The following is a 21725-nucleotide window of genomic DNA, read 5'->3' as shown; positions in this document are numbered from 1 at the left end:
TCAGCCTTCGGTGGTCTCGGTGGTGGCCTCGCCAGTGGGGCCGGCCTCGGTCTCGGCGGGTACCGCGGCCTCGGCTGCCGGCGCCGGTGCAGGCGCGGGCGAAACCGCGGCTGCCGGTTCGGCTGCCGGCGGTGCAGCGTTGGTCGCAGGGGCGGGTGGGGGTCCGGCCGTGGTCGCCGCGGCGACCCGCGCCTCACGGTCGGCGGCCTGGGCAGCGGCCTGGCGTCGGGCCTCGGCTTGCTCGGCCGCCACACGGGCTTCGTCTTCGGCGGTGCGGCGCGGGCCGGCGTCAGGCCGACGACGCTGCGCGATGTGACGGCCTTCGTCGACCGCCTCGGCGATCACGCGGCACAGCAGCGAGCCGGATCGCATGGCGTCGTCGTTGCCCGGCACGACGTACTGCACCAGATCGGGATCACAGTTGGTGTCGACGAGGGCCACGATCGGGATGCCGAGCTTCTTGGCCTCGGTCACCGCGATGTGCTCCTTCTTGGTGTCGAGCACGAACACGACGTCGGGGAGCTTCTCCATGTTGCGGATGCCGCCGAGGTTGCGCTCGAGCTTCTCGAGCTCGCGGCTCACGCGCAGCGCTTCCTTCTTGGGCATCGCGTCGAACTCGCCGGAGTCACGCTGACGCTCGTACTCGAGCATCTTGTTGATCCGCTTCGACATGGTCTGGAAGTTGGTGAGCATCCCGCCCAGCCAGCGCTGGTTGATGTACGGCATGCCGCACTTCTCGGCGTAGGACTGCACCGGCTCCTGGACCTGCTTCTTCGTGCCGACGAACAAGACCGTGCCGTCGTCGGACACGGTGTCGCGCACGAAGGTGTAGGCGGTCTCGATGCGCTCGAGGGTCTGCTGGAGATCGATGATGTAGATCCCGTTGCGCTCACCGAAGATGAAGCGCTTCATCTTCGGGTTCCAGCGACGGGTCTGGTGGCCGAAGTGGACTCCGGCCTCCAGCAGCTGCTTCATCGTGACGACGGGCGCCATGGCGCTCGCTCCTTTCCCCAACGGTTGACGGTGCCGCCACGTGCGCGCCGAGGCGACCGTGGGATGACGTGGCGGGTGACGAGCTGACCCAGCGGTCGCTGAGCCGAGCGTCCACTGTAGCCGCACACCCGCCGAGTCCGGGAAGCGAGATCCGCCCCAGCGGGCCACGGCACCGATCAGCGGCCGCCGTCGAGCGGCACCAGGACGGCTCCGCCGCCCGACGACCACAGCGTGGCCGGGTCGAGGTAGACGTCGCCCCGCCGCGCACCCACGTGCAGCCTGGCGCCCGAGGTCCCGATGGGCTCGCCGAGGGTGACGCGCTGGCCGAGCCGCACCTCGATCGTGGCCAACCCCACGTACGACGTGCGGATGCCGTCGGCATGCAAGATCGTCACGTCGAGCGATCCGGCCACCCGCCCGGCGAAGGTGACCGTGCCGGCCGCGGCCGCGCCCACGGTGGTGCCCGGTGCCGTGGCGTACTCGATCCCGCGGTTGCCCGGTCCGTACGGGCTGGCCGGCGCGCGGAACGGGTCGACGACGGGGGCGGCGACCGGCGGTACGTAGTGCACCAGCCCTGCCGTCGAGATGGTTCGAGCGCGCCCATGGGGTGACGTTGCCGACCGGGTGGCGGCGCTGGCGACGAGCGCGCCGCCGAACAGCGCGGTCGCGGCGAGCACGGCCGCGGCGAAGCGCGTCGAACGGCGGTGGGTGTCCGCCCCAACGACGCGCCCGGCGAAGCGTGTCCTGCGGAGGGTGGGAGCGGTCGGCATCTCGCCTCCCTGCCGTGGCACGAGCGGTGCGACGGCGTCGTGTGTCGTGGAAGGCGGCGACAGCCGCGAGCCCCTCACGGTCGGGTTGCCGTGCGGGGTTGGGTTGCTGTTCGGGGATCCCGTCAGGCGCGGGGGTGCGTCGCGTCGTACACCTTGCGGAGGCGTTCCTTGCTCACGTGGGTGTACAGCTGCGTGGTCGACAGGTCGGCGTGGCCGAGCAGCTCCTGGACCGCTCGGAGGTCGGCACCGCCGTCGAGGAGGTGGGTGGCGAAGGTGTGGCGCAGCGCGTGGGGGTGGGTGGGGCTGGCCGAACGGCGATCGAGCACCCGTCGCACGTCACGAGGTTGCATCGGTCGGCCGCGGCTGTTCACGAACACGAAATCGGCGGCGGCGTCGCTGGTGGCCAGCGCGGGGCGCTCGTCGTGCAGCCAGGCCACCAACGCGTCAACGGCGGGCTCGCTGAGCGGGACGAGCCGTTGCTTGGAGCCCTTGCCCCACACGGTGAGGCGCGCACGACCGAGATCGACGTCGCCCGTGCGGATGCCGCACAGCTCACCCACCCGGAGGCCACTGCCGTAGAGCACCTCGAGCAGCGCGTCGTCGCGGCATCGCCGTGCCCGGGCGTCGGGACGGTCGTCGGTGGGCCCGCCCGCGGGCGCTTCGTCGAGGAGGTGCTGCAGCTCGGCGCTGCCGAGGACGTGCGGGAGGCGGCCGTCGCCCTTCGGGGCGGACAGCTCCAGCGTGGGGTCGACGTCGAGCACGCCGGTGCGCCGCAGCCACCCGAAGTAGCGCCGCAGCGCCGAGGCTCGCCGGGCGATCGTGCGGCGTTGCTTGCCACCGGACGCCAAGAAGGCCAGGTAGCGCCGCAGGACCTTCCGATCGACGGCGGCAGGACCCGTGGCGCCGAGCCGACCCGCCCAGTCGACGAAGTTGGCGAGGTCGGCCCGGTAGGCCTTGACGGTGTTGGCCGACAGCGAGGTGAGCGACGCGAGGAACGCGTCGACGCGCCACTCGCTGGCCTCCTCGTCACGCTCGGCTGCCGACGGCCCTCCCACGGCGTCAACGGTACCGGCGACGCCCGACCGCCACGGTGACCACATGGGTCGAGATCGGGCCCCCGGCGGCGCACCGCGGGCCGTCATCGGGCGATCCGCTCGAACCACGCCCCGGCTTGGGCGATCCAACCCGCGTCGCGCAGCTCGGTCAGCGCCTCTGCGACGTCACCGACCGACCAGTCGAGCCGGCCGACCAGCCCCGCCAAGGTGACGGGCTGCCACGCGACGGCGTCGAGCAGGCGACTCCCCTCCGGCGAAGGCACGGGTCGAGAGTCCGCCTCCCGCGCCGCCGGCGCCTCCTCCGCCAGGCCCAGCTCGAGCAGCACGTCGGCCGCGTCGCGGGCGACACCCGCGCCGTCGAAGATCAAGGCGTTGGTGCCCTCGCCCGCGCGCAACCCGACCGCACCGGGCACGGCCAGGACCGGCACGTTGCGTCGCATGGCCTCTTCGACGGTGTACATCGACCCACCCTTGGCGGGCGACTCCACCACGACCAGCACGTCGGCCAAACCGGCGATGACCCGGTTGCGGGCCGGGAAGCGCCACCGGTTGGGCCGGACCCCCAGCGGCACTTCCGACAACAGGACACCCGTCTGCGCCACCCGTGCCCACAACTCAGCGTGCTCGTGCGGGTAGACGACGTCGAGCCCCGAAGCGACCACGCCGATCGGGGGTGCGCCGCCCCGTTCCGCGGCCCGCAGCGCGCCCCGGTGCGCCGCCCCGTCGATGCCGCGCGCGAGGCCGGACACCACGCCGACACCGGCCCGGGAAAGGGCGAAGCCCAGCTCTTCGGCGAAGCGGCGGCCGCGCTCGCTGCACCGCCGGGTGCCCACCACGGCGGCCCTCGGCCCGGCGATGCAGCCAGGGTCGCCGGCGTGGAACAGCACCGCGGGCGGCTCGGGGTCGTCGACCAGCGCCCGTGGGAACGACGGACCACCGTGCACCGTGACGCCGACCGCGGCTTCCTCGTGACGCGCCCAGAAACCCGCCACGTCGACCAGTCGCGCTTGGCGCTGCCAGGTGGCGAGCATTGCGTCCCAGGACCGGCCGTTGAGCCGACCGGCGAGCTCGGGACGAACGCCGAGCGACCCATCGAGGACACGTCGCCAGGCGCCTTGGGCGCCGAACGAGCGCAGCAGGTTGGCGAGGCGGACCGGGCCCATGTCGTCGAGCAGCAACATGGCGGCGATCCACGCCGCGTCGGGCAAGTGGGGCAGGCCGCCGACCACCGCCCGCTCCGGCCGGTCTTCCGCGGCGGGCTCGGCGTGCTCGGCGGCCTTGGCGGCGTCAGCGGGTCGGCCTGGTCGCGCGGCGCCGGGGCCCGGGCCGACAGGGCCGTCGCCGGTGGAGGCGGGTGGAGCCAGACGCTCACCCAAGTCGGCCCACCAGGGCTCGCCACCCGACGGCGCGGCATCGGCGGGCGACGCACCGGCGCTCATGCCGCCACCTGGTGATCGGGCAGCGGGTCGACCCGCAGCTGCAGCGCCGTGAGGAACTGCCGCCGGTCGATGGGGCCGTCGCAACCGCTGAGATCGGCGATGGTGCGCGCCACCCGACGCACTCGTGCGAAGCCACGTGCGCTGAGCGTGCCGCGGCGGAGCGCAGCCTCGGCTTCCACGGTGGCGCCGCCGTCGAGCGCCGCCGCAGTGTCGAGATCGGCATCTGGCAGATCCGCGTTGCAGCGCACCCCGCGCCGCGCGGCCAGCTCACGCGCCTCGGCCACCCGCGCGGCGACGGACTCGGTGGTCTCGCCGGGCACCGCACCGATGAGCTCGTCGACATCAGGGCGGCCCACCACGACTCGCAGGTCGAAACGATCGAGCAGCGGTCCCGACAGCCGCCGCCGGTACCGCACACGATCGAAGTCGCGACACCGACACCGATCGACCGAGCCTTCGCCGCACGGGCACGGGTTCATGGCAGCGACCAGCAAGAAGCGCGCCGGTAGCTCGACGCTCAGCGCCGCGCGAGAGATCCGTATCGACCCGGACTCGAGCGGCTGGCGGAGGGCCTCGAGCACGTGCACGGGGAACTCACCGAGCTCGTCCATGAACAGCACACCTCCATGACTGCAGCTGATCTCGCCTGGACGCATCGCCGCGGAGCCGCCGCCGATCAGGCCCACGATCGTGGCGCTGTGGTGTGGCGCTCGAAACGGCGGTCGGGTGATGAGGCGACCCGGTGGCATCGGCTCACCGGCCGCCGACCACACGCGGGAGACGTCGCGCGATTCCTCGGGCCCGAGCGGGGGGAGCAAGCCCGGCAGGCGCCGGGCAAGCATGGTCTTGCCGGCCCCAGGTGGTCCCACCAGCAACAAGTGATGGCCGCCGGCAGCGGCGACCTCGAGCGCAGCGCGCGCCACGTGCTGGCCGCGCACGTCGTTGAGCTGCAACGGCGGCGGCAACGGTACGGGTGCAGGCGGCTGGGCAGGTTCGGGCCACGGCGCCTCGCCCTTCAACGCGAGCACCAGCTCGCGGAGGTCGCGGACCGGGCGCACGCGCCCGTGCGCCACGAGCGCGGCTTCGTGCTGGGCGGCGGCCGGCACGACGGCGGCGCACGACCCGAGCGCGTCGACGAGCGAGATCATCCCGGGCACCGGCCGGACGGTGCCGTCGAGGCCGAGCTCTCCGACGAACCCGAGCGACCGCACCTGCTCCGCGTCGACCTCCTCGCACGCGGCGAGCAGGGCCGCGGCGATGGCCAGGTCGAGGCCGCTGCCGATCTTGCGCAACGCGGAAGGTGCGAGGTTGACGGTGACCCGTCGGTGCGGAAACGGCACGTCGATCGCGGCGAACGCGGCACGGACGCGGTCGCGCGCCTCGCGACACGACGTGTCGGGCAGACCGACGACAGTGAACGTGGCCAGCCCGACGGTGACATGGACCTCGACGGTGACGGGCTGGCCGTCGACGCCGAGCAGAGTGGCGGAACGCGTGGTGGCGAGCACGGAGCCCTCCCAATGCGAGGTGATGGGAGGAGCGGCCGTCAGCCCGGCCCTCGAGGCACCACCAACGTAGCCAGCGGTTGTGACACGATGCGCGGCGACCGCGAGACTCGGCCCATGGGCCTCAACCCGTTCCGCCCCGAGGATCACTCGATCGGCGACTACGTGATGGCGGCGGTGGCCGTGCTCGCCTGCCTCGCGGCAGTGGCCTGGGCCGTGTTCGGCTGAGCCGGCACCGCGGACGAGCCATGGATCCCTGGGCCGACGACGAGGTGGACGTGCGGCGGGTGCAGCCGTACGAAGCCGTCAAGGTGTACCTCTGCCCGGGCTGCAACCAGGACATCCCTCCCGGGCTCGGCCACCTGGTGGCGGTCCCCAAGGCGGCACCCGATCTCCGGCGCCACTGGCACCGGGCGTGTTGGGCCAACCGGGGACGCCGCCGACCGGGGCGGCTGCGCTGAGCATCGCGCCGGGTCCCCGCCGGGCGGGGGTGCCGTTCACATCGCGGCGAGCCAGCTCCCGTGGAACCCGAACGGCACGCGACGTGGCAAGCGCACCCGCGCGACTTCCTTTAGGGCTTGCGCGTCGACGATCACCAGCGAGCTCTCGTCGCGATCACCGTCGTGCACGAAGTTGACCAACCAGCCGGCGTCCTCGTCCGTGCGGGTGGGGTCCGGGGCGAAGACCGCCTCGCCCGCGAAGGACCGCGGCCCGTACGAGTAGCGCTCGGAGGCACCGGTGGCGAGGTCGTGCTTCACGAATCCGTCGAAGTCGGCCACTTCGTCGGACCAGTCACGGGCCGCCGCGAGGTACCCGAAACGGGCCGGCTTGCCGGCTCGGCGGTCGTCGAGGCGCGGGAAGTCGGCCGGCCGGTCGTCGAGCGGCCCGTCGTGGACGCGACCGGCTGCGAGGTCGATGCGCCACCGGTGCAGTGTCGGAGGCGCCGCACTGTCGAGCTCGTCGGGCCCGAACGCGATGTTGAGGCGTTCGGCCCGGCAGCCTTCGACGACGACCGAGTCGCCGTCGTCGGACGCGTTGAGGAAGTGGAACACCCAGAACGGCTCGACGTCGAACCAGCGGACGGTCGCCGCAGGATCACGTCGGTCGAGGACGCCGATGCGCGCCCCGTTGGCGGGTTGCCACGAGATGCCGGCGCCGCCCGACAGCATCGCTCGGAGGTCGAAGATCGCCGGCAGGTCGAAGAACACCACACGCTGCTGCGATGCGGCGAAGTCGTGCATCATCACCGGCTTCGGCAGGTCGATGTCGACCGTGCGGATCAGGCTCCCCTCGGCGTCGGCCTCGTGGTAGCGGAGGTACGGCGGGAACGGGCTGTAGCCGAAGAACAACAACTCACCCGTGTCAGGGTCGACTTTGGGGTGCGCGGTCATCGGCCCGGCGAGCCGGCCGTCGAAGTCGTACTCGCCGACGGTTTGGAGGTCACCGGTCAGTTCGGTCGGCAGGGCAGCTTCCATGAGGGCGAGCAACCGACCTGCGTGGCGCACCACGTGCGTGTTGGCCGTGTTCTTCAGACCGCCGGCCTCGGCCACGACCTCGGGGTCGGGGGCATGGAACTCCGACAGGCCGCCGTAGAGCGCCCGCCCCGCCTTGCGCTCCGCTTGCAGGCCCCGCGACTGCACCCATCGGTTCCGGTAGCGCGCGGTGCCGTCGCGCAGCTCGACCGCGTGCACCATGCCGTCGCCGTCGAACACGTGGTAGCGGCCGAGCGGCGCGAACGCGGGGTTGGGGCCGTTGCGCATGAACGTGCCTTCCAACGCCTCGGGAAGTCGCCCGCTGACCTGCAGCGCGTCGGTGGTGAGCTCGTCGTGTACCGGCGCGAAATTGCCGGACAGATACGGGTTCGGTGCGGTGGCGGGACCCGACGCCATCAGCTCAGTCGCGGATCTGCTGGGCGAGGTAGTGCTGCTCACCCACCTGGCGCAGCAAGTCGACCTGCGTCTCGAGCCAGTCGGTGTGCGCTTCCTCGCTCACGAGCAGGTCTTCGAGCAGCTCACGGGTGCCGTTGTCGCCGAGCTCGGCGGCGCGGGCGATGCCGGCGTTGAACCGCGGGATGGCCTCGTGTTCGACCGCGAGATCGAGCTGCAGCGCCTCGACCATCGTCTCCCCGACGCGCAGCGCGCCGAGTCGTTGGAGGTTCGGCGCGCCCTCGAGGTACAGGATCCGGTCGATCAGCTTCTCGGCGTGGTGCATCTCGTCGATCGACTCGGCCCGGATCTTGTCGGCCAGTCGCTCAAAACCCCAGTTGTCGGCCATCTTGGCGTGCACGAAGTACTGGTTGATCGCCGTGAGCTCGGCGGTGAGGATGTCGTTCAGCAGCTCGATGATCTCGGGGTTGCCTTGCACGGTCGCCTCCTGATCCGGCAGTGGCCGGACCCTATCCCGTCACCGCCGCCGACCGAGGCGAACCGCGCGGCTCAGGCGCCGACCGGGGTGCGGATCTCGACTTGGCGGTTCTCGGCGAGGAGCGCCTCGACCGTCGGTCGGCAACCGCCACAGCGTGTCGCCGCACCACAGTGGAAGCCCACGGACTCCACATCGGTCGCGCCGGCGTCGATGGCGCCGCAGATGGCGCGGTCGCTCACCGAACGGCAGTGGCACACCATCATCGCCGTGCACCCGCTGGTGGGGGTTGTTCACACCGGTAGCCCCAGCGCGCCTGTTGCATGTCGTAAGGATGCCTTAACACCCTCACCTTTGTCAACCGCTCAGAACGCGGCGGGTAGGACCTCGATCTCGTCGCCCAGCACCGACGCCACGTCGAAACGGATGTCGGTAGGGGCGTGCCCTCGCGCCGACAACCACATCGAACCGAGCTTGCGGAGCCGCCGCTGCTTGGTCGGCGTCACGGCCAGCGACGGCGGACCGAACGCGGCGCTGCTGCGGGTCTTCACCTCACAGAACACGATGTCGCGCCCACGGGCCAGCACCAGGTCGATCTCACCCTCCCGCACACGCCAGTTGCGGTCGACCACGTCGTAGCCGCGGGCTTCGTACCAGGCCGCGACGAGATCCTCGCCGTGGGCTCCGAGCGCTCGACGCGGGTCGGCCATGGCGCCGGCGCGGCTACAGCTCGCGGCCCGGCAGCTCTTCGACGTTGACGTCCTTGAAGGTCACCACACGGACCGACTGGACGAAGCGGCTCTGGCGGTACATGTCCCAGACCCACGCGTCGGCGAGCTCGAGCTCGACCCAGGTGCGCCCGCCTTCGTCGTGGACCGTCTTTGTGACCGAGTTCGCCAAGTAGAAGCGGCGCTCGGTCTCGACCACGTAGGAGAACATCGGACAGACGTCCTTGTACTCCTTGTAGAGCTGCAGCTCGATCTCCGACTCGTACTGCTCGAGATCGTCGGTGTTCATCGGTGGACCCGCGACGTCACGGGCTGCATGGTACGCCGAGGATCAGCGGACCCGCTTCTCCTTGACCTTGGCGGCCTTCCCGATGCGGTCGCGCAGGTAGTAGAGCTTGGCGCGGCGCACGTCGCCGAGCGTGACCACCTCGATGTCGGAGATGATCGGCGAGTGCACCGGGAACGTGCGCTCCACACCGACGCCGTAACTCAGCTTGCGGACCGTGAAGGTCTCCCGGACACCCGAGCCCTGCCGGCGGATCACCACGCCCTGGAAGGCCTGGAGCCGCTCCTTGGAGCCCTCGACGACGCGCACCTGGACCTTGAGCGTGTCGCCGGGCGCGAAGTCCGGCACGTCGGTGCGCAGATTCGCCTGGTCGACGAGATCGGTGCTGTGCATGTGACTCGCGCTCCTTGCGCCGGTGGTGCGATCAGGCAACCGGACGGTGTCCGGGGCCGCCGACCGTGGTCGGGGCGACGGATCACTGTAGACGAGCAGTCCGGAGGCCACCAAGCTCGTGGCACGTGGTCAGCGCTCGGGGAACTCCTCGAGCACCCGGCAGTCGTCGTCGCTCAGACCGCCGCGCGCTTCGATGAGGTCGGGGCGGTCACGTTGGGTGCGGGCCAACGCCTGCGCCCGCCGCCAGCGGGCGACGCGGGCATGGTCGCCCGACCGCAGCACCTCGGGCACGGCCCAGCCACGAAACTCGGCGGGCCGCGTGAAGTGCGGGTATTCGAGCAAACCGTCGGCGAACGACTCGTCGTCGGCGGATGCCTCGTTGCCCATGACGCCCGGCACCAGCCGCGACACCGCCTCGAGCACCACCATGGCCGCCACTTCACCACCGCTCAACACGACGTCGCCGATCGACAGCTCGCCATCGACGAGGTGCGCACGCACCCGGTCGTCGACGCCCTCGTAGCGCCCGCACAGCAACGAGAAGCCGTCGAGCGCGGCCAGCTCGCGCGCGGCGGCCTGGTCGAATCGCCGGCCACCCGGCCCGAGCAGCAGCAAAGGCCGCGGCGGGTCGACCGCCTCGACGGTCGCGAAGATCGGCTCGGGCATCAGCACCATGCCCGCTCCCCCGCCGAACGGCGCGTCGTCGACCGACCGGTGAGGGTCGCGCGTGTGGGCGCGCAGGTCATGGACGCGCACATCCACCAGGTGCCGTTCTCGGGCCTTCCCCAACAAGCTCTGGCCGGCGAAGCCGTCGACCATGTCGGGGAAGATCGTGAAGACGTCGATCCGCACGCCTCACCCCAGCTCGAGCAGGCCCGGCGGGGGATCGATCACCAAGCGGCCAGGGCGGGAGTCGGCGTCGACCAGGAACACCACCGGGATCAGCGTGCCGCTGTCGAGCTCGATCAGGTCGTGCGCGGGGTTGTCGACCACTGCCGCGACCTTGCCGACCGTCGTGCCGTCGACGAGCACCACCTCGGCTCCGATGGCCTCGTGGACCCACAGGCCCTCACCACCATCGAGCGGCGGGGCGGACAGCACCCGACCCTGCAGGGTCTCGGCAGACGTGCGGTCGGCGTATCCCTCGAACCGGACGAGCCAGCGGCCCTGATGGGGGCGGGACGCCGCCACCGTCAACGGTCCCTGCGCGGTCTGCAGTTGCGCACCCGGCTGGACTCGCTCCACCCGGTCGGTCGTCAGCGAGACCTGCACCTCGCCCCGGAGGCCATGGGCACGATGGATGCGCCCGACTTCGAGCAACTCGGGCCGGGCGTCGGTCACGCGGCCCCCCGGATCATGCGCAGGGCGGGCGCATCAGTCGACGAACTCGATGTCGACCTCGGCGCCGTCGCGGTGCGCGGCGGCCCGCACGACGGTGCGGATGGCCTGCGCGGTGCGGCCACGCTTGCCCACGACCCGGCCCATGTCGCCGTCGGCCACATGGACGTCGAGGCGGATCGGCGAACGACGGTCGTCGACCTCGACGGAGACACCGTCGGGGTGGTTGACCACCGACTTCACGACGTACTCGAGCACGTCGACGGCAGTCGGAACCGGCGCGGCGTTGCCGTCGCCGTCGGCGAGGTCGTCGTCGGCGAGGTCGTCGTCGACGCGGTTGAAGTCGTCGTCGTGGTCACTCACGACGCGTCGGCTGCCGGCTCCGTGGCCGGCTGGAACGCGGCCGCGCTGGCCGGCTTGGGCTCACCTTTGAACGTGGCCCACGCGCCCGTGAGCTCGAGCAGCTTGCGGACCGACTCGGTGGGCTGGGCACCGTTGCGGAGCCACTTGACGGCCTTGTCCTCGTCGACCGTGATGCCGGACGGATCGAGCCGGGGCTGGTACGTGCCCAGGATCTCGATGAAGCGACCGTTGCGAGGCGACCGCGAATCGGCCGCGACGATGCGGTACGTCGGCTGCTTCTTCTTGCCCATCCGCATCAGGCGGAGCTTTACAGCCACGGAGTGACCTGCCTCTCAGTGTGTTCGGGTGTCGGCGAGGACCGGCCGAAGCCGACGTACCAGTGTGGCGAGTCGACTCGTTGGCGGCAAACCGGCCGCCACCCCCCAACGCTTCTGGGCTGAAAATTACGCGTTGGGACGCGTAGAAAGCAGCCCAGAACGGGGGTGGGGAACGGGGGTGGGGGTGGGGCGGGGGCGGGGGGTCAGTCGAGGCCGGGGAGCTTCAGCCCGCCGCCACGGGCCGGCGGGCTGCCCGGGCCGTCGCCGGCCAGGTCGCCGAGATCGCCGAAGTCCGCCAGATCGATACCGGGCGGCAACATGGGTCGCACCCTCCCCCGGCCTTGACCCTTGCCCTTCTTGCCCTTCTTGCCCTTGCGCTTCGTGACGCCGCCTCCGCCGAAGCGCTTCATCATCCGCTGCACGTCCTTGAACTGCTTGAGCAGCTGGTTGACCTCGCCGGTGGACGTGCCCGACCCGTTGGCGATGCGGACCCGCCGGGACCCGTCGACGATCTCCGGCCGCTGGCGCTCCTCGGTGGTCATCGAGCGGATGATGGCCTCGATCCGGCCGACTTCCTTGTCGTCGATCTCGGTGTTCTTCAACTCCTTGGGCATGCCAGGCATGAGGCCGATCAAGTTCCCGATCGGACCCATCTTCTTGACTTGTTGCATCTGCTCGAGGAAGTCCTCGAGCGTGAACTGGCCCTCGAGGAGCCGGGCGGCGGCCGCTTCGGCCTCGTCCTGGTCGAACGCCTCCTTGGCCTTGTCGATCAAGGTGAGGACGTCGCCCATGCCGAGGATGCGGCCGGCGAGGCGATCGGGGTGGAACAAGTCGAAGTCGGCGAGTTTCTCGCCGGTGGACGCGAACGCGATCGGGCGGCCGACCACTTCCTTCACGCTCAAGGCGGCACCACCTCGGGCGTCGCCGTCGAGCTTGGTGAGGATCACGCCGTCGAGGCTGAGTGCCTTGTGGAAGTTCTCGGCGGTGGTGACCGCGTCCTGACCGGTCATCGCGTCGACGACCAGGAACGTGTACTGGGGCTCCGTGACCGCTTCGATGCGCCGGACCTGATCCATCAGCTCCTCGTCGATGGACAGGCGGCCGGCGGTGTCGACGATCACGACGTCGCGACCGAGGCGCCGGGCCTCGGCGATGCCGTCGCCCGCGGTGGCCACCGGGTCGCCGGTGCCGCTCGCCACGATGTCGTCAGGCGCGGAGTAGACCGGCACGTCGATCTGGCGGGCGAGCGTGCGCAGCTGCTCGACGGCGGCTGGCCGCTGGAGGTCGGCGCCGACCAGCAACGGGTTGCGCCCCTGCTGCTTGAACCAGCGGGCGAGCTTGGCCGAGTTGGTGGTCTTGCCAGAGCCCTGGAGGCCCGCCATGAGCACCACGGTCGGCGGGCGCGATGCGTACGTGATGCGGATCGTCTCGCCGCCCAGGGTGTCGATCAGCTCCTGGTGGACGATGTCGATGACCTGCTGGGCGGGGTTCAGCGCCTGGTGCAGCTCGGCCCCGACGCACGCCTCGCGGACCCGGTCCACGAAGCCGCGCACGACGGTGAAGTTGACGTCGGCCTCGAGCAGCGCGACGCGGATCTCGCGCAGGACCTCGTCGACGTCGGCGTCGCTCAGCCGGCCGTGACCGCGAAGGCGCTTGAAGATGCCTTCGAAGCGATCGCTCAGTGCTTCGAACATGCGGGAACCCCGTGGATCAGGCGTGGGTGCGGCTGAAGTGCCGCACTACGAAGGTTCGATGGTACTGGCCGTGCCGACCACCCGAACCTGGTTGTCGACCTCGTCGACGCCCTCGACCTGCGCGACCGTGGATTCGAGGTCGCGGCGGGCGGTGTCGTCGGACACGGAGCCGTCGAGGCGGATCCGGCCGGGCGCGACTTCGGTGACCACCGGCTGTGGGAGGTGCCACGTGCGTGGCGCTTGGCGCAGGTGGGTGCGCACCTCGTCGGCCAACTCTTGTTCGGCGATGCCCGGCGGAACGTCGCCCGTGGCCAGGCCGGTGCCTTCGAGCAGGCGCCGTCGCAAGTCCCGGCCCGGCACGGGCGCGACCAGCAACCCGACCGCCGCGCCGGCGCCGAACAGCACGATGCGGCGGTAACCAACGGCCCGACCCACCCGGTACGACACCTTGGTGGCCCGCTTGGACACGCCGAACAGCACCCGCGGCGGCAACAGGACGAGGCGGATCAGTGACATGGGGGTCCTCCGTCGGTCGGGGGCGGAGCGGTCATTCAGCGAACAGGGCGTCGACGAACTCGGCGGGATCGAACGTCACGAGGTCGGCCACACCTTCGCCGAGGCCGACGAGCTTCACGGGGATGCCGAGCTCGTCGTGGATGGCGAGGGTGATACCGCCTTTGGCCGAGCCGTCGAGCTTGGTCAGCACGACACCCGTGACGTCGACTGCGTCGGTGAACTGGCGGGCCTGCACGAGCCCGTTCTGGCCGGTCGTCGCGTCGAGGACGAGCAACACCTCGGTGACGGTGCCGGCACCCTTGTCGGCCACGCGCCGGACCTTGCGGAGCTCCTCCATCAAGTTGGTCTTGGTGTGGAGGCGCCCGGCGGTGTCGCCCAACACCAGGTCGGCGTTGCGGGCTTCGGCTCGCTCGACGGCGTCGAAGATGATCGAGCCGGGGTCTGCCCCCTCCGCGCCGCGCACGAAGTCGGCGCCGGAACGCTCGGCCCACGTGCCGAGCTGCTCTGCTGCCGCCGCGCGGAAGGTGTCTCCTGCAGCAAGGATCACCGACTTGCCGGCGTCGGCCTCCGCCTTGGCCAGCTTCCCGATCGTGGTGGTCTTGCCGACACCGTTCACGCCGACGAAGAGCCACACCGTCGGTCCGTCGTCGGCGTACGCGAGCATGCGATCGCCTTGCGACAACCGCGAGGTCAGCTGCTGCTTGAGCGCTTCGAGCAGCACCGCGGGCTCCTTGATGCCCTCGTCCTTCACCTGTGCGCGCAGCTGGTCGAGCACCGAGGTGGTGGTGGCGACACCGACGTCGGCGCGGATCATGGCTTCCTCGAGGTCGTCCCACGTCTCGTCGTCGATGCGGCCACGGCCGCGGATCGAACCGAAGTAGCCCGAGAACGTGCCCCGTGCCTTGGCCAGGCGGTCACGGAACGACGGCCGCTCCGGCGGCGCCTCCGCCTCGACCCCGCCGAGCGCTTCTTCGATCTCGGTGACGGTCGCCTGGTCGACCGCGGCTTGTTCGACCGCGCCTTGTTCGACCTCGGTCTCGTCGACGGCGGCCTCGTCGACCGGCTGCACGGCTGCCGGTTCGTCGTTCGCGGGCCGCCCGTGGGCTGGCCGCTCACGGACGGCGGTGCCGGCTCCCCCACGGCCCGGCGGTTCGAGCTGCGGACCTCGGTCGCCGCGGCGCGACGTCACGAAGTACACGCCGCTCACCACCAAGATGAGCGCGGCGACGATGATTCCGATGATCAGGGCAGTCATGGTGCGTCTGAGCCTACGTGAGCGTTCCGCTCACCTCGGCAGAGCGGTCGCCTCCGACCCGTCACTTGCCCTTGCCGAGCACCACCTGGGTCTGGAGCTGCTTGCCGTCGCGCTCCACCGTGAGCGTGACCGTGCTGCCGGGCTGGCGGGTGCGGACACCGGCAGCCAGGTCGGCCATGCTGCCGATGCGACGCCCGTCGATGGCGACGACGAGATCGCCCTTCTCGAGGCCGGCCTTGGCGGCGGGCGAGCCCGACTCCACCGTCACCAGCTCGGCGCCCAGCCTCGCCCCGGTCGACGTCTGGCCGCTCACGCCCAGGAATCCCGGCTCGATCGGCTTGCCCGCCACGATCCGGTCGGCCACCGACTTGGCGAGGTCGATCGGGATCGCGAAGCCGACGCCCACGTTGCCGGCTTCGCCGTTGGGGTCCGTGCTGCCCGAGTAGATCGAGTCGTTGATGCCGATGACCCGGCCGCGGCGGTCGGCCAGGGCGCCGCCGGAGTTGCCCGGGTTGATCGGCGCGTCGGTCTGCAACATCGGCACCTCGTTCAGCGCGTCGCTGGTCGGGATGCTGCGGTCGACCGCGCTGATGATGCCTTCGGTCACGGTCTGGTACAGGCCGTACGGGCTACCGATCGCGATGGCCGTCTGGCCCGGCACGACCTTCACGCCCAGACCGAGCTGGGCCAGGGCCTGACCTGGTCGGGCCGGGATCTTGATCACGGCCACGTCGGTCGACGGGTCGGCACCGAGCACCTCGCCCTCGACCTGGGTGGCGTCGGCCAGCTGGATCTTGACCCGCTTGGCGGAACCGACCACGTGCGCCGCGGTCATGACCAGGCCGGACTTGTCGTACACGAAACCCGATCCGAGCCCGTCGCTCGCGGTGATCTGCACCATGGCCGGCCCGAGCAGTTGGGCGACCGCAGCCGCAGGCTCGGCTTCGTTGCCGCTCAGCGGCGGCGCCACCGTGGTGCCGGTCTGGCTGTTCGACGCGACATCGGTGGGGGCGGACACGCCGGCCAGCGTGCGCGACGGTGCATGGTCGTCCGTGATGCGACCAGCCGCGAACCCGCCACCGGCGGCCAAGACGGCTGCGACGAGCCCCGCGGCCAGCGCCCGCTTGGCGTTGCGCCCGACACCCGCCCCGCCGCCCGCGGTACGCGCCGGCGGCGGCGGCGGCGCCCCAGCCGCGCCGACAGCGGCACCCGGCGGAGCGAGGACCGGAGGCGGCGCGACGGCGGGTGGCGGCGCGGGTTGGGGCGACTCGACGGGCGGCGCGGGTGGCGGCGGGGCCGGCGCGGCGGGCGTGGCATCGACGACGGTCGGATCGGGAGGAGGTGGGGACGCCGGTGGCGCGGGAACCCACGACCCTTCACGGGCGGGCGGCTGCTCACCCGGGTCGACGTTCCTGTCCATCGGCGCCATCACGATCCTCCTCGGCGGGTCGGTCCCAGGCTAGGACGCGCCACGAAAACCCCGGTCAAGCACAGCCTCACTCGCCGCCCTCCACGGCACCTGGATCGACGCTGGGAGGAGTCTGAGAACCGGGAGGTGGAGGCGCGTCGGGCGGAGCGGGAGGGGCGGCCGAGGAGGGTGCGCCCGGCGCGCCGTTCGACGCCGATGCGGGCAGCCAGATGACGAAGGTCGAGCCGCCCTTGGGTGAGGGCAACAACCGCACCGTCCCGCGGTGGGCCTCGGCGATCTGGCGGACGATCGTCAAGCCGAGCCCTGAGCGACCTTCGCGCCGTGCGCCGGCTTCGTCGCCGCGCCAAAAACGCCGGAACACGAGCTCGCGCTGCTCGGGCGGGATCCCCGGGCCTTCGTCCTCGACGGCCATCCAGATCCACCCCGTCTCGCGCCCGGCCGCCAGGCGGATCGTCGAGCCTGGCTCCGACAAGCGCACCGCGTTGGCGAGGAGGTTGGCGAGCGCGCGGCGCAAGGTGTCGCGATCGCCGTACACCCACAGGCCCGGATCGGCCGACGCGAGCAGCCGCGACCCGCGGGCGTCGGCTGGCACGAGGAACTCGGCGGCGACGTCGTGCACGACCATCGCCACATCGACCGGTTCGTGCTTGCTGGTCGGCGAACCACGATCCGCGTACACCAACAGGTCGTCGACCAGCCGACCCATCCGTTCCGTCGACCGCTGCACGACCTCGGCGGCGGTGCGGTAGTCGGCGATGTCGGCGTCGGGGTCCGACTGCAACACGTCGAGGTTGGTGCGGATCACGGCAAGCGGGTTGCGCAGCTCATGGCTGGCCTCGTGGATGAACCGACGCTGGCCTTCGAAGGCCTCGTCGAGCCGGCCGAGCATCGCGTCGAAGGTGTCGGCGAGGCGCTGGAGCTCATCGGGCGGGCCGCGCATGCCGATGCGGCGCTGCAAGTCGGTGACTTGGATGTCGCGGGCAACGGCAGTGATCCGCTCGATCGGCGCCAGCACCCGGCCGGCGACCACCCACCCGACGGCCAGGCTGGCGAGGAACAGCAAGCTCAGCGCGGTGAAGGAGAACTGGCGAAGCGTCCGCAACGCCCGTTCGTTGGCCTGGTGCTCGATGTACTCGTACACCTGCTGTTGGTCGGGGACGACCAACCCGTTGGGGGTGACCTGCGCGCGGATGGCTCGGTCGGCGACCACTTGCTTGTGCAAACGGGCGGCGACGGCGAGGTAGATGCCGGCCACCAGCACCGCAGCGAGGCCGAACAGCACCAGCGAGTAGATGGCCGTGAGGCGAAAGCGGACCGAGCCCATCCACGACGGCAGGCTGTCGGCCATCCGGTCGACCCGGCTCCTCGGGCGCTGGGCCGGAGGCTCCGCCGGCTCGGGCGCAGGTTGCGGGACGTCGCCGTGCTGGACGGGTCCGGTCACCGTCTCACTGCTCGCGGCCAGGATCGGTCGTGTCGCTGGTGGAAGTGGCCGGCACGTCACGGAGCCGGTACCCGGCGCCCACCACCGTCTCGATGGGCTGGTCGTCGCCGTCGCCGAGGAGCTTGCGCCGCAACGTCCCGACCGTGACGCGCACGGTGTTCGTGAACGGATCGGCGTGCTCGTCCCAGACATGCTCCAACAAGTGCTCCTGGGAGAGCACTTCACCGGCGTGCGTCATGAAGTAGCGCAGCAGCGCGAACTCCTTCGCCGTCAGCTCGAGCGGGCGCCCCGACCGCTCCGCCTCGAACCGCGCCGTGTCGAGGACGAGGTCGCCGACCCGCAGCACTGCGCCGCTCTTGCCCGCGTCGCGGCGCAACAGCGTGCGGACGCGGGCTCGCAGCTCGTCGAACGCGAACGGCTTGACCAGGTAGTCGTCGGCCCCTTCGTCGAGACCGGCCACGCGGTCGTCGAGTCGATCCCGGGCGGTCAACATCAGCACGCGTGCGGCGGGCTGGCCCTCATCCGGGTGGTACTCGGGCTCGGTGCGCAGGCGCCGGCACACCTCCAAGCCGTCCATGTCAGGGAGGTTCAAGTCGAGGCACACCAGGTCGTAGGGCGCGATCGCCAGGCGCGAGAGCGCATCAGCACCGCTGTTCACCACATCGACCGCGTAGCCGTCACGACGCAACCCGCGACCGAGCGCGTCGGCGAGGTCGACCTCGTCTTCCACCACCAGCAAACGCATCGCGGTGACGGTAACCGGATCGACCGCGGACCGGCGTCCGCGCCCGAAAGCCGAGCGGGGAGCTTTACGCTCTGTGACGGCGGGTAAGGGCGCCTGCCGGCCGCGCCAACACCCACCAACCGCCCTCTGTGCGACTCTGGAGCGAACTCTTGGACACGACCACCAGCCGACCCGCCGAGCTGCTCGGCACGACGATGAGCGAGGTGGAGCGGGTGATCGTCGGTCAGGAGCGGGTGGTCGAGCGCCTCGTGGTCTGCCTCCTCGCGCGGGGCCACTGCCTCCTCGAGGGGCTGCCCGGGCTGGCCAAGACCCTCGCCGCCGAGACGCTGGCCCGGACGGTCGGCGGCACGTTCCACCGCATCCAGTTCACCCCCGACCTGCTGCCCGCCGATGTCGTGGGCACGCGCATCTACCGGGCGTCCACCGAGGCGTTCGACGTGGAGCCGGGCCCGGTGTTCGCGAACTTCGTGCTCGCCGACGAGATCAACCGGGCGCCGGCCAAGGTCCAGTCCGCCCTGCTCGAAGTGATGGCCGAGCACCACGTGTCGATCGGCGGCACGACGTTCGAGGTGCCCGAGCCGTTCCTGGTCCTCGCCACCCAGAACCCGATCGAGCAGGAAGGCGTGTATCCGCTCCCGGAGGCACAACGCGACCGCTTCTTGATGAAGGTGCTGGTCGATCACCCCACTGCCGAGCAGGAAGCCGAGATCGTCTACCGGATGGGTGTGCGGCCCCCCGAAGCGCGCCAGGTCCTCACCCCCGAGCAGCTCGTGAGCCTCCAGTCGGCCGCCGACGACATCTACATCGACCCCTCCGTCGTCGAGTACGCCGTCAACCTCGTGATGGCCACCCGCGACCCGGTCCGCTACCGGGTCGGTGAGATCGAGCAGTTCCTCACGTATGGGTGCAGCCCCCGGGCCACGCTCGGTCTCGTCGCGGCCGGCCGCGCGCTGGCACTGATCCGCGGTCGGGCCCACGTGCTGCCGCAGGACGTCTACGACGTGGCTCCCGACGTCCTCCGCCACCGCCTGGTGATGTCGTATGAGGCGCTGGCGCAACAAGTGGTGGCCGATCAGCTCGTGGCCAAAGTGCTCTCCACGGTGCCGGCGCCGCGCCTCGCCGCCGACGGCCGGGTGGCGCCCAACGGGCACGTGCCGCCGCCACCCGCGCTGGGGCACTCCTACCGGTGAGCTCCGTCCCCACACGGCCGGGTGCCGCGCCGCCGCACCTCGGCCAGGCGTCGACCGAGGAGCTGCTGCGGCGCCTCGAGCTCGCCATCGCCGGCCGGCTCGAAGGTGTGCTCCACGGCAACTACCAGGGACTCGTGCCCGGGCACGGCACCGAGCTCGGCGAGACCCGGGCGTACCAGCCCGGCGACGACGTCCGTCGCATCGACTGGAACGTCACCGCCCGACTGCAGGAGCCCTACATCCGCGAGACGATCGCCGACCGCGAGCTCGAGACGTGGTTGTTGATCGACCTGTCCCCCAGCCTCGACTTCGGGACGGCCAGCTGTGAGAAGCGCGATCTCGCGGTGGCCGCCGCGGCTGCGATCGGTTTCCTCACGCACCACACCGGCAACCGCATCGGCGCCCTGCTGCTCGACCCGAGGGGTGTCACTGTCGTGCCGGCCCGCGCCGGCCGAGGGCACTTGATGGCGCTGCTGCACCAGGTGGCCGACCGGCGCCGGGCGCCTGAGGGGTCCACCGACCTGGCCGACGGCATCGGCCGGCTCGGCCGTTCCGCGAACCGGCGCGGCCTTGTCGTCGTCATCTCCGACTTCTTGGCACCACCCACCTGGACTCGTGCGCTGCGCGCCGTCAGCTCCCGCCACGAAGCGCTGTGTGTCGAGGTCATCGATCCCCGCGAGCTGGAGCTGCCCGACGTCGGGACACTCGACCTGGTCGACCCGGAGACCGGCGCCCACCGCGAGGTGCGCACCTCGCCCGACCTCCGGCGCCGTTACGCCGACGCGGCCCGTGCGCAACGAGAACGCAACGCCCACGCCATGCGCGAGGCCGGTGCCGACCACCTGGTGCTGCGCACCGACAGCGACTGGCTGCACGACCTGGTCCGATTCGTCGACCGGCGCCGCCGCCACGTCACCGGAGCGGCACGCCGGTGAGCACCCTCGTCGCACTCTCGTTCCATCGCGCCGGCTGGCTGTGGCTCCTCGTGGTCGTGGCCGGCGTGGCCGCCGGCTACCTCGCGCTCCAGTCGCGCCGCCCGCGCTACACGGTGCGATTCACCAACCTGGAGCTGCTCGACAGCGTGGCGCCGCAACGTCCCGGGTGGCGCCGCCACGCGCCTGCTGCCATCTACCTCGGCGCGCTCGTGCTGCTCGTGTTCGCGGTGGCCGGCCCCTTTCACCAGCGCCGGATCCCCAAGAACCGGGCCACGGTCATGCTCGCCATCGACACGTCGCTGTCGATGAAGGCCACCGACGTGCAGCCGAACCGCCTCGCCGCCGCGAAAGCCGCGGCCACCGCGTTCCTCGACGTCGTACCCAAGGACCTCAACGTGGGGCTCGTGTCCTTCAACGGTCACGCCACGCTCGAAGTCGCGCCGACCACCGACCGCACCACGGTGCGCGACCACATCGCACAGCTACGGCTGGGCGAATCCACTGCCATCGGCGATGCCATCGAGACCAGCCTCGACGCGATCGAATCGGCACCGCCCGCCCCCAACGGCGAGCGCGTGCCGGCCTACATCGTCTTGCTGTCCGACGGCACGACCACCGTTGGCACGAGCAACGCGACCGCTGCGCGCGACGCCAGGGCCCAGCACGTGCCGGTCGAGACGATCGCGTTCGGCCAGCAAGGAGCCACGATCGAGGTGAACGGCGAAATCGCCGACGTGTCGGTCGACCGGGACGCGCTCGCGGCGATCGCGGCGGCCACCCGCGGGCGGGCGTTCACGGCGGAGAACTCGACTCAGATCCGCAACGTGTACCACGACATCGGCAAGTCGATCGGCTACCTGCACGTGCCGTCGGACCTGACAGCCTGGTTCGTGGGCGGCGGCATCGTGTTGCTGCTGGCCGCGTCGGGCCTGTCGCTGGCGTGGTTCAACCGCCTGCCCTGACCGAGCCGCC

The 21725-nt window shown here is 71.3% G+C and carries 25 protein-coding genes; 4 read left to right on the top strand and 21 right to left on the bottom strand.

The window, feature by feature from the left end; genetic code table 11:
- The 5 genes from rpsB to VHA73_11485 all read right to left on the bottom strand — a co-directional run bounded on the left by rpsB (window position 1) and on the right by VHA73_11485 (window position 5765).
- Window positions 1-993, bottom strand: coding sequence for a 30S ribosomal protein S2 (gene rpsB / locus VHA73_11505; protein HVX18648.1), 993 nt, complete (start codon window positions 991-993; stop codon window positions 1-3).
- Window positions 994-1169: 176 nt separating this feature from the next.
- Window positions 1170-1763 carry a M23 family metallopeptidase gene (locus tag VHA73_11500; protein ID HVX18647.1) on the bottom strand — a complete coding sequence of 198 codons (594 nt, stop codon included), beginning with the start codon at window positions 1761-1763 and terminating at the stop codon, window positions 1170-1172.
- Window positions 1764-1885: 122 nt separating this feature from the next.
- Window positions 1886-2818 (bottom strand): tyrosine recombinase XerC, encoded by a 933-nt coding sequence (locus tag VHA73_11495; GenBank protein ID HVX18646.1) that lies wholly within the window; start codon window positions 2816-2818, stop codon window positions 1886-1888.
- Between the two features lie 83 nt (window positions 2819-2901).
- Window positions 2902-4257 (bottom strand): DNA-processing protein DprA, encoded by a 1356-nt coding sequence (locus VHA73_11490; protein HVX18645.1) that lies wholly within the window; start codon window positions 4255-4257, stop codon window positions 2902-2904.
- The gene (locus tag VHA73_11485) at window positions 4254-5765 is read right to left on the bottom strand and encodes a YifB family Mg chelatase-like AAA ATPase (protein HVX18644.1); all 1512 of its coding nucleotides are present in this window, start codon (window positions 5763-5765) and stop codon (window positions 4254-4256) included. Before VHA73_11485 ends, VHA73_11490 begins: the two co-directional genes overlap by 4 nt.
- 245 nt (window positions 5766-6010) lie before the next feature.
- Between VHA73_11485 and VHA73_11480 the strand changes: the two genes are divergently transcribed.
- On the top strand, window positions 6011-6223 hold the full coding sequence (locus VHA73_11480) for a hypothetical protein (protein HVX18643.1): 213 nt from the start codon (window positions 6011-6013) through the stop codon (window positions 6221-6223).
- A gap of 36 nt (window positions 6224-6259) precedes the next feature.
- Here the strand turns inward: VHA73_11480 and VHA73_11475 are convergent, their stop codons facing one another.
- The 16 genes from VHA73_11475 to VHA73_11400 form a co-directional block, all read right to left on the bottom strand.
- Window positions 6260-7651: a carotenoid oxygenase family protein gene (locus VHA73_11475; protein ID HVX18642.1), complete on the bottom strand. Its 1392-nt coding sequence runs from the start codon at window positions 7649-7651 to the stop codon at window positions 6260-6262.
- Between the two features lie 4 nt (window positions 7652-7655).
- On the bottom strand, window positions 7656-8126 hold the full coding sequence (bfr, locus tag VHA73_11470; GenBank protein HVX18641.1) for a bacterioferritin: 471 nt from the start codon (window positions 8124-8126) through the stop codon (window positions 7656-7658).
- A gap of 71 nt (window positions 8127-8197) precedes the next feature.
- The gene (locus tag VHA73_11465; GenBank protein ID HVX18640.1) at window positions 8198-8386 is read right to left on the bottom strand and encodes a (2Fe-2S)-binding protein; all 189 of its coding nucleotides are present in this window, start codon (window positions 8384-8386) and stop codon (window positions 8198-8200) included.
- 102 nt (window positions 8387-8488) lie between these two features.
- Window positions 8489-8833, bottom strand: a complete 345-nt coding sequence (locus VHA73_11460) for a YraN family protein (protein HVX18639.1) — start codon at window positions 8831-8833, stop codon at window positions 8489-8491.
- Window positions 8834-8846: 13 nt separating this feature from the next.
- Window positions 8847-9140, bottom strand: a complete 294-nt coding sequence (locus tag VHA73_11455; protein HVX18638.1) for a DUF2469 domain-containing protein — start codon at window positions 9138-9140, stop codon at window positions 8847-8849.
- A gap of 42 nt (window positions 9141-9182) precedes the next feature.
- A complete protein-coding gene (gene rplS, locus VHA73_11450; GenBank protein HVX18637.1) occupies window positions 9183-9530 on the bottom strand; it encodes a 50S ribosomal protein L19 in 348 nt (115 codons plus the stop codon).
- Between the two features lie 129 nt (window positions 9531-9659).
- Window positions 9660-10382, bottom strand: a complete 723-nt coding sequence (gene trmD / locus VHA73_11445) for a tRNA (guanosine(37)-N1)-methyltransferase TrmD (GenBank protein ID HVX18636.1) — start codon at window positions 10380-10382, stop codon at window positions 9660-9662.
- Between the two features lie 3 nt (window positions 10383-10385).
- On the bottom strand, window positions 10386-10871 hold the full coding sequence (rimM, locus tag VHA73_11440; GenBank protein ID HVX18635.1) for a ribosome maturation factor RimM: 486 nt from the start codon (window positions 10869-10871) through the stop codon (window positions 10386-10388).
- A 33-nt stretch (window positions 10872-10904) separates the two neighbouring features.
- Window positions 10905-11231 (bottom strand): KH domain-containing protein, encoded by a 327-nt coding sequence (locus VHA73_11435; protein ID HVX18634.1) that lies wholly within the window; start codon window positions 11229-11231, stop codon window positions 10905-10907.
- A complete protein-coding gene (gene rpsP / locus VHA73_11430; GenBank protein HVX18633.1) occupies window positions 11228-11548 on the bottom strand; it encodes a 30S ribosomal protein S16 in 321 nt (106 codons plus the stop codon). Before rpsP ends, VHA73_11435 begins: the two co-directional genes overlap by 4 nt.
- 203 nt (window positions 11549-11751) lie before the next feature.
- Window positions 11752-13242 (bottom strand): signal recognition particle protein, encoded by a 1491-nt coding sequence (gene ffh / locus VHA73_11425; protein HVX18632.1) that lies wholly within the window; start codon window positions 13240-13242, stop codon window positions 11752-11754.
- 45 nt (window positions 13243-13287) lie between these two features.
- Complete coding sequence (locus tag VHA73_11420; protein ID HVX18631.1) at window positions 13288-13758, bottom strand: BON domain-containing protein; 471 nt, start codon at window positions 13756-13758, stop codon at window positions 13288-13290.
- Between the two features lie 31 nt (window positions 13759-13789).
- Window positions 13790-15013, bottom strand: coding sequence for a signal recognition particle-docking protein FtsY (gene ftsY, locus VHA73_11415; protein ID HVX18630.1), 1224 nt, complete (start codon window positions 15011-15013; stop codon window positions 13790-13792).
- A gap of 61 nt (window positions 15014-15074) precedes the next feature.
- A complete protein-coding gene (locus VHA73_11410) occupies window positions 15075-16433 on the bottom strand; it encodes a trypsin-like peptidase domain-containing protein (GenBank protein ID HVX18629.1) in 1359 nt (452 codons plus the stop codon).
- 76 nt (window positions 16434-16509) lie between these two features.
- Window positions 16510-17883 (bottom strand): HAMP domain-containing sensor histidine kinase, encoded by a 1374-nt coding sequence (locus VHA73_11405; GenBank protein HVX18628.1) that lies wholly within the window; start codon window positions 17881-17883, stop codon window positions 16510-16512.
- A 4-nt stretch (window positions 17884-17887) separates the two neighbouring features.
- Window positions 17888-18628, bottom strand: a complete 741-nt coding sequence (locus VHA73_11400) for a response regulator transcription factor (GenBank protein HVX18627.1) — start codon at window positions 18626-18628, stop codon at window positions 17888-17890.
- A gap of 149 nt (window positions 18629-18777) precedes the next feature.
- On the opposite strand from VHA73_11400, the gene VHA73_11395 reads away from it, so the two are divergent.
- From VHA73_11395 to VHA73_11385, 3 genes are read left to right on the top strand one after another with little or no spacing between them, the layout of a single operon-like run.
- Window positions 18778-19818: a MoxR family ATPase gene (locus VHA73_11395; GenBank protein ID HVX18626.1), complete on the top strand. Its 1041-nt coding sequence runs from the start codon at window positions 18778-18780 to the stop codon at window positions 19816-19818.
- A complete protein-coding gene (locus tag VHA73_11390; protein ID HVX18625.1) occupies window positions 19815-20753 on the top strand; it encodes a DUF58 domain-containing protein in 939 nt (312 codons plus the stop codon). Before VHA73_11395 ends, VHA73_11390 begins: the two co-directional genes overlap by 4 nt.
- Entirely contained in the window at window positions 20750-21715 is a 966-nt protein-coding gene (locus VHA73_11385) for a VWA domain-containing protein (GenBank protein ID HVX18624.1), read from the top strand. The genes VHA73_11390 and VHA73_11385 overlap by 4 nt, the downstream gene beginning before the upstream one ends.
- Window positions 21716-21725: the final 10 nt, after the last annotated feature.

It is taken from the genome of Acidimicrobiales bacterium, from assembly GCA_035547835.1.
Lineage (GTDB): Bacteria > Actinomycetota > Acidimicrobiia > Acidimicrobiales > Iamiaceae > DASZTW01.
Note: the sequence above shows the minus strand (reverse complement) of the source record. Positions and strands in the feature narration are given on the sequence as shown.

Coding starts and splice junctions, on each gene's coding strand:
- rpsB (HVX18648.1), bottom strand. CDS start 993: ATGGCGCCCGTCGTCACGATGAAGCAGCTGCTGGAGGCCGGAGTCCAC.
- VHA73_11500 (HVX18647.1), bottom strand. CDS start 1,763: ATGCCGACCGCTCCCACCCTCCGCAGGACACGCTTCGCCGGGCGCGTC.
- VHA73_11490 (HVX18645.1), bottom strand. CDS start 4,257: ATGAGCGCCGGTGCGTCGCCCGCCGATGCCGCGCCGTCGGGTGGCGAG.
- VHA73_11480 (HVX18643.1), top strand. CDS start 6,011: ATGGATCCCTGGGCCGACGACGAGGTGGACGTGCGGCGGGTGCAGCCG.
- VHA73_11475 (HVX18642.1), bottom strand. CDS start 7,651: ATGGCGTCGGGTCCCGCCACCGCACCGAACCCGTATCTGTCCGGCAAT.
- VHA73_11465 (HVX18640.1), bottom strand. CDS start 8,386: ATGGTGTGCCACTGCCGTTCGGTGAGCGACCGCGCCATCTGCGGCGCC.
- VHA73_11460 (HVX18639.1), bottom strand. CDS start 8,833: ATGGCCGACCCGCGTCGAGCGCTCGGAGCCCACGGCGAGGATCTCGTC.
- VHA73_11455 (HVX18638.1), bottom strand. CDS start 9,140: ATGAACACCGACGATCTCGAGCAGTACGAGTCGGAGATCGAGCTGCAG.
- rplS (HVX18637.1), bottom strand. CDS start 9,530: ATGCACAGCACCGATCTCGTCGACCAGGCGAATCTGCGCACCGACGTG.
- ffh (HVX18632.1), bottom strand. CDS start 13,242: ATGTTCGAAGCACTGAGCGATCGCTTCGAAGGCATCTTCAAGCGCCTT.
- VHA73_11420 (HVX18631.1), bottom strand. CDS start 13,758: ATGTCACTGATCCGCCTCGTCCTGTTGCCGCCGCGGGTGCTGTTCGGC.
- ftsY (HVX18630.1), bottom strand. CDS start 15,013: ATGACTGCCCTGATCATCGGAATCATCGTCGCCGCGCTCATCTTGGTG.
- VHA73_11410 (HVX18629.1), bottom strand. CDS start 16,433: ATGGACAGGAACGTCGACCCGGGTGAGCAGCCGCCCGCCCGTGAAGGG.
- VHA73_11400 (HVX18627.1), bottom strand. CDS start 18,628: ATGCGTTTGCTGGTGGTGGAAGACGAGGTCGACCTCGCCGACGCGCTC.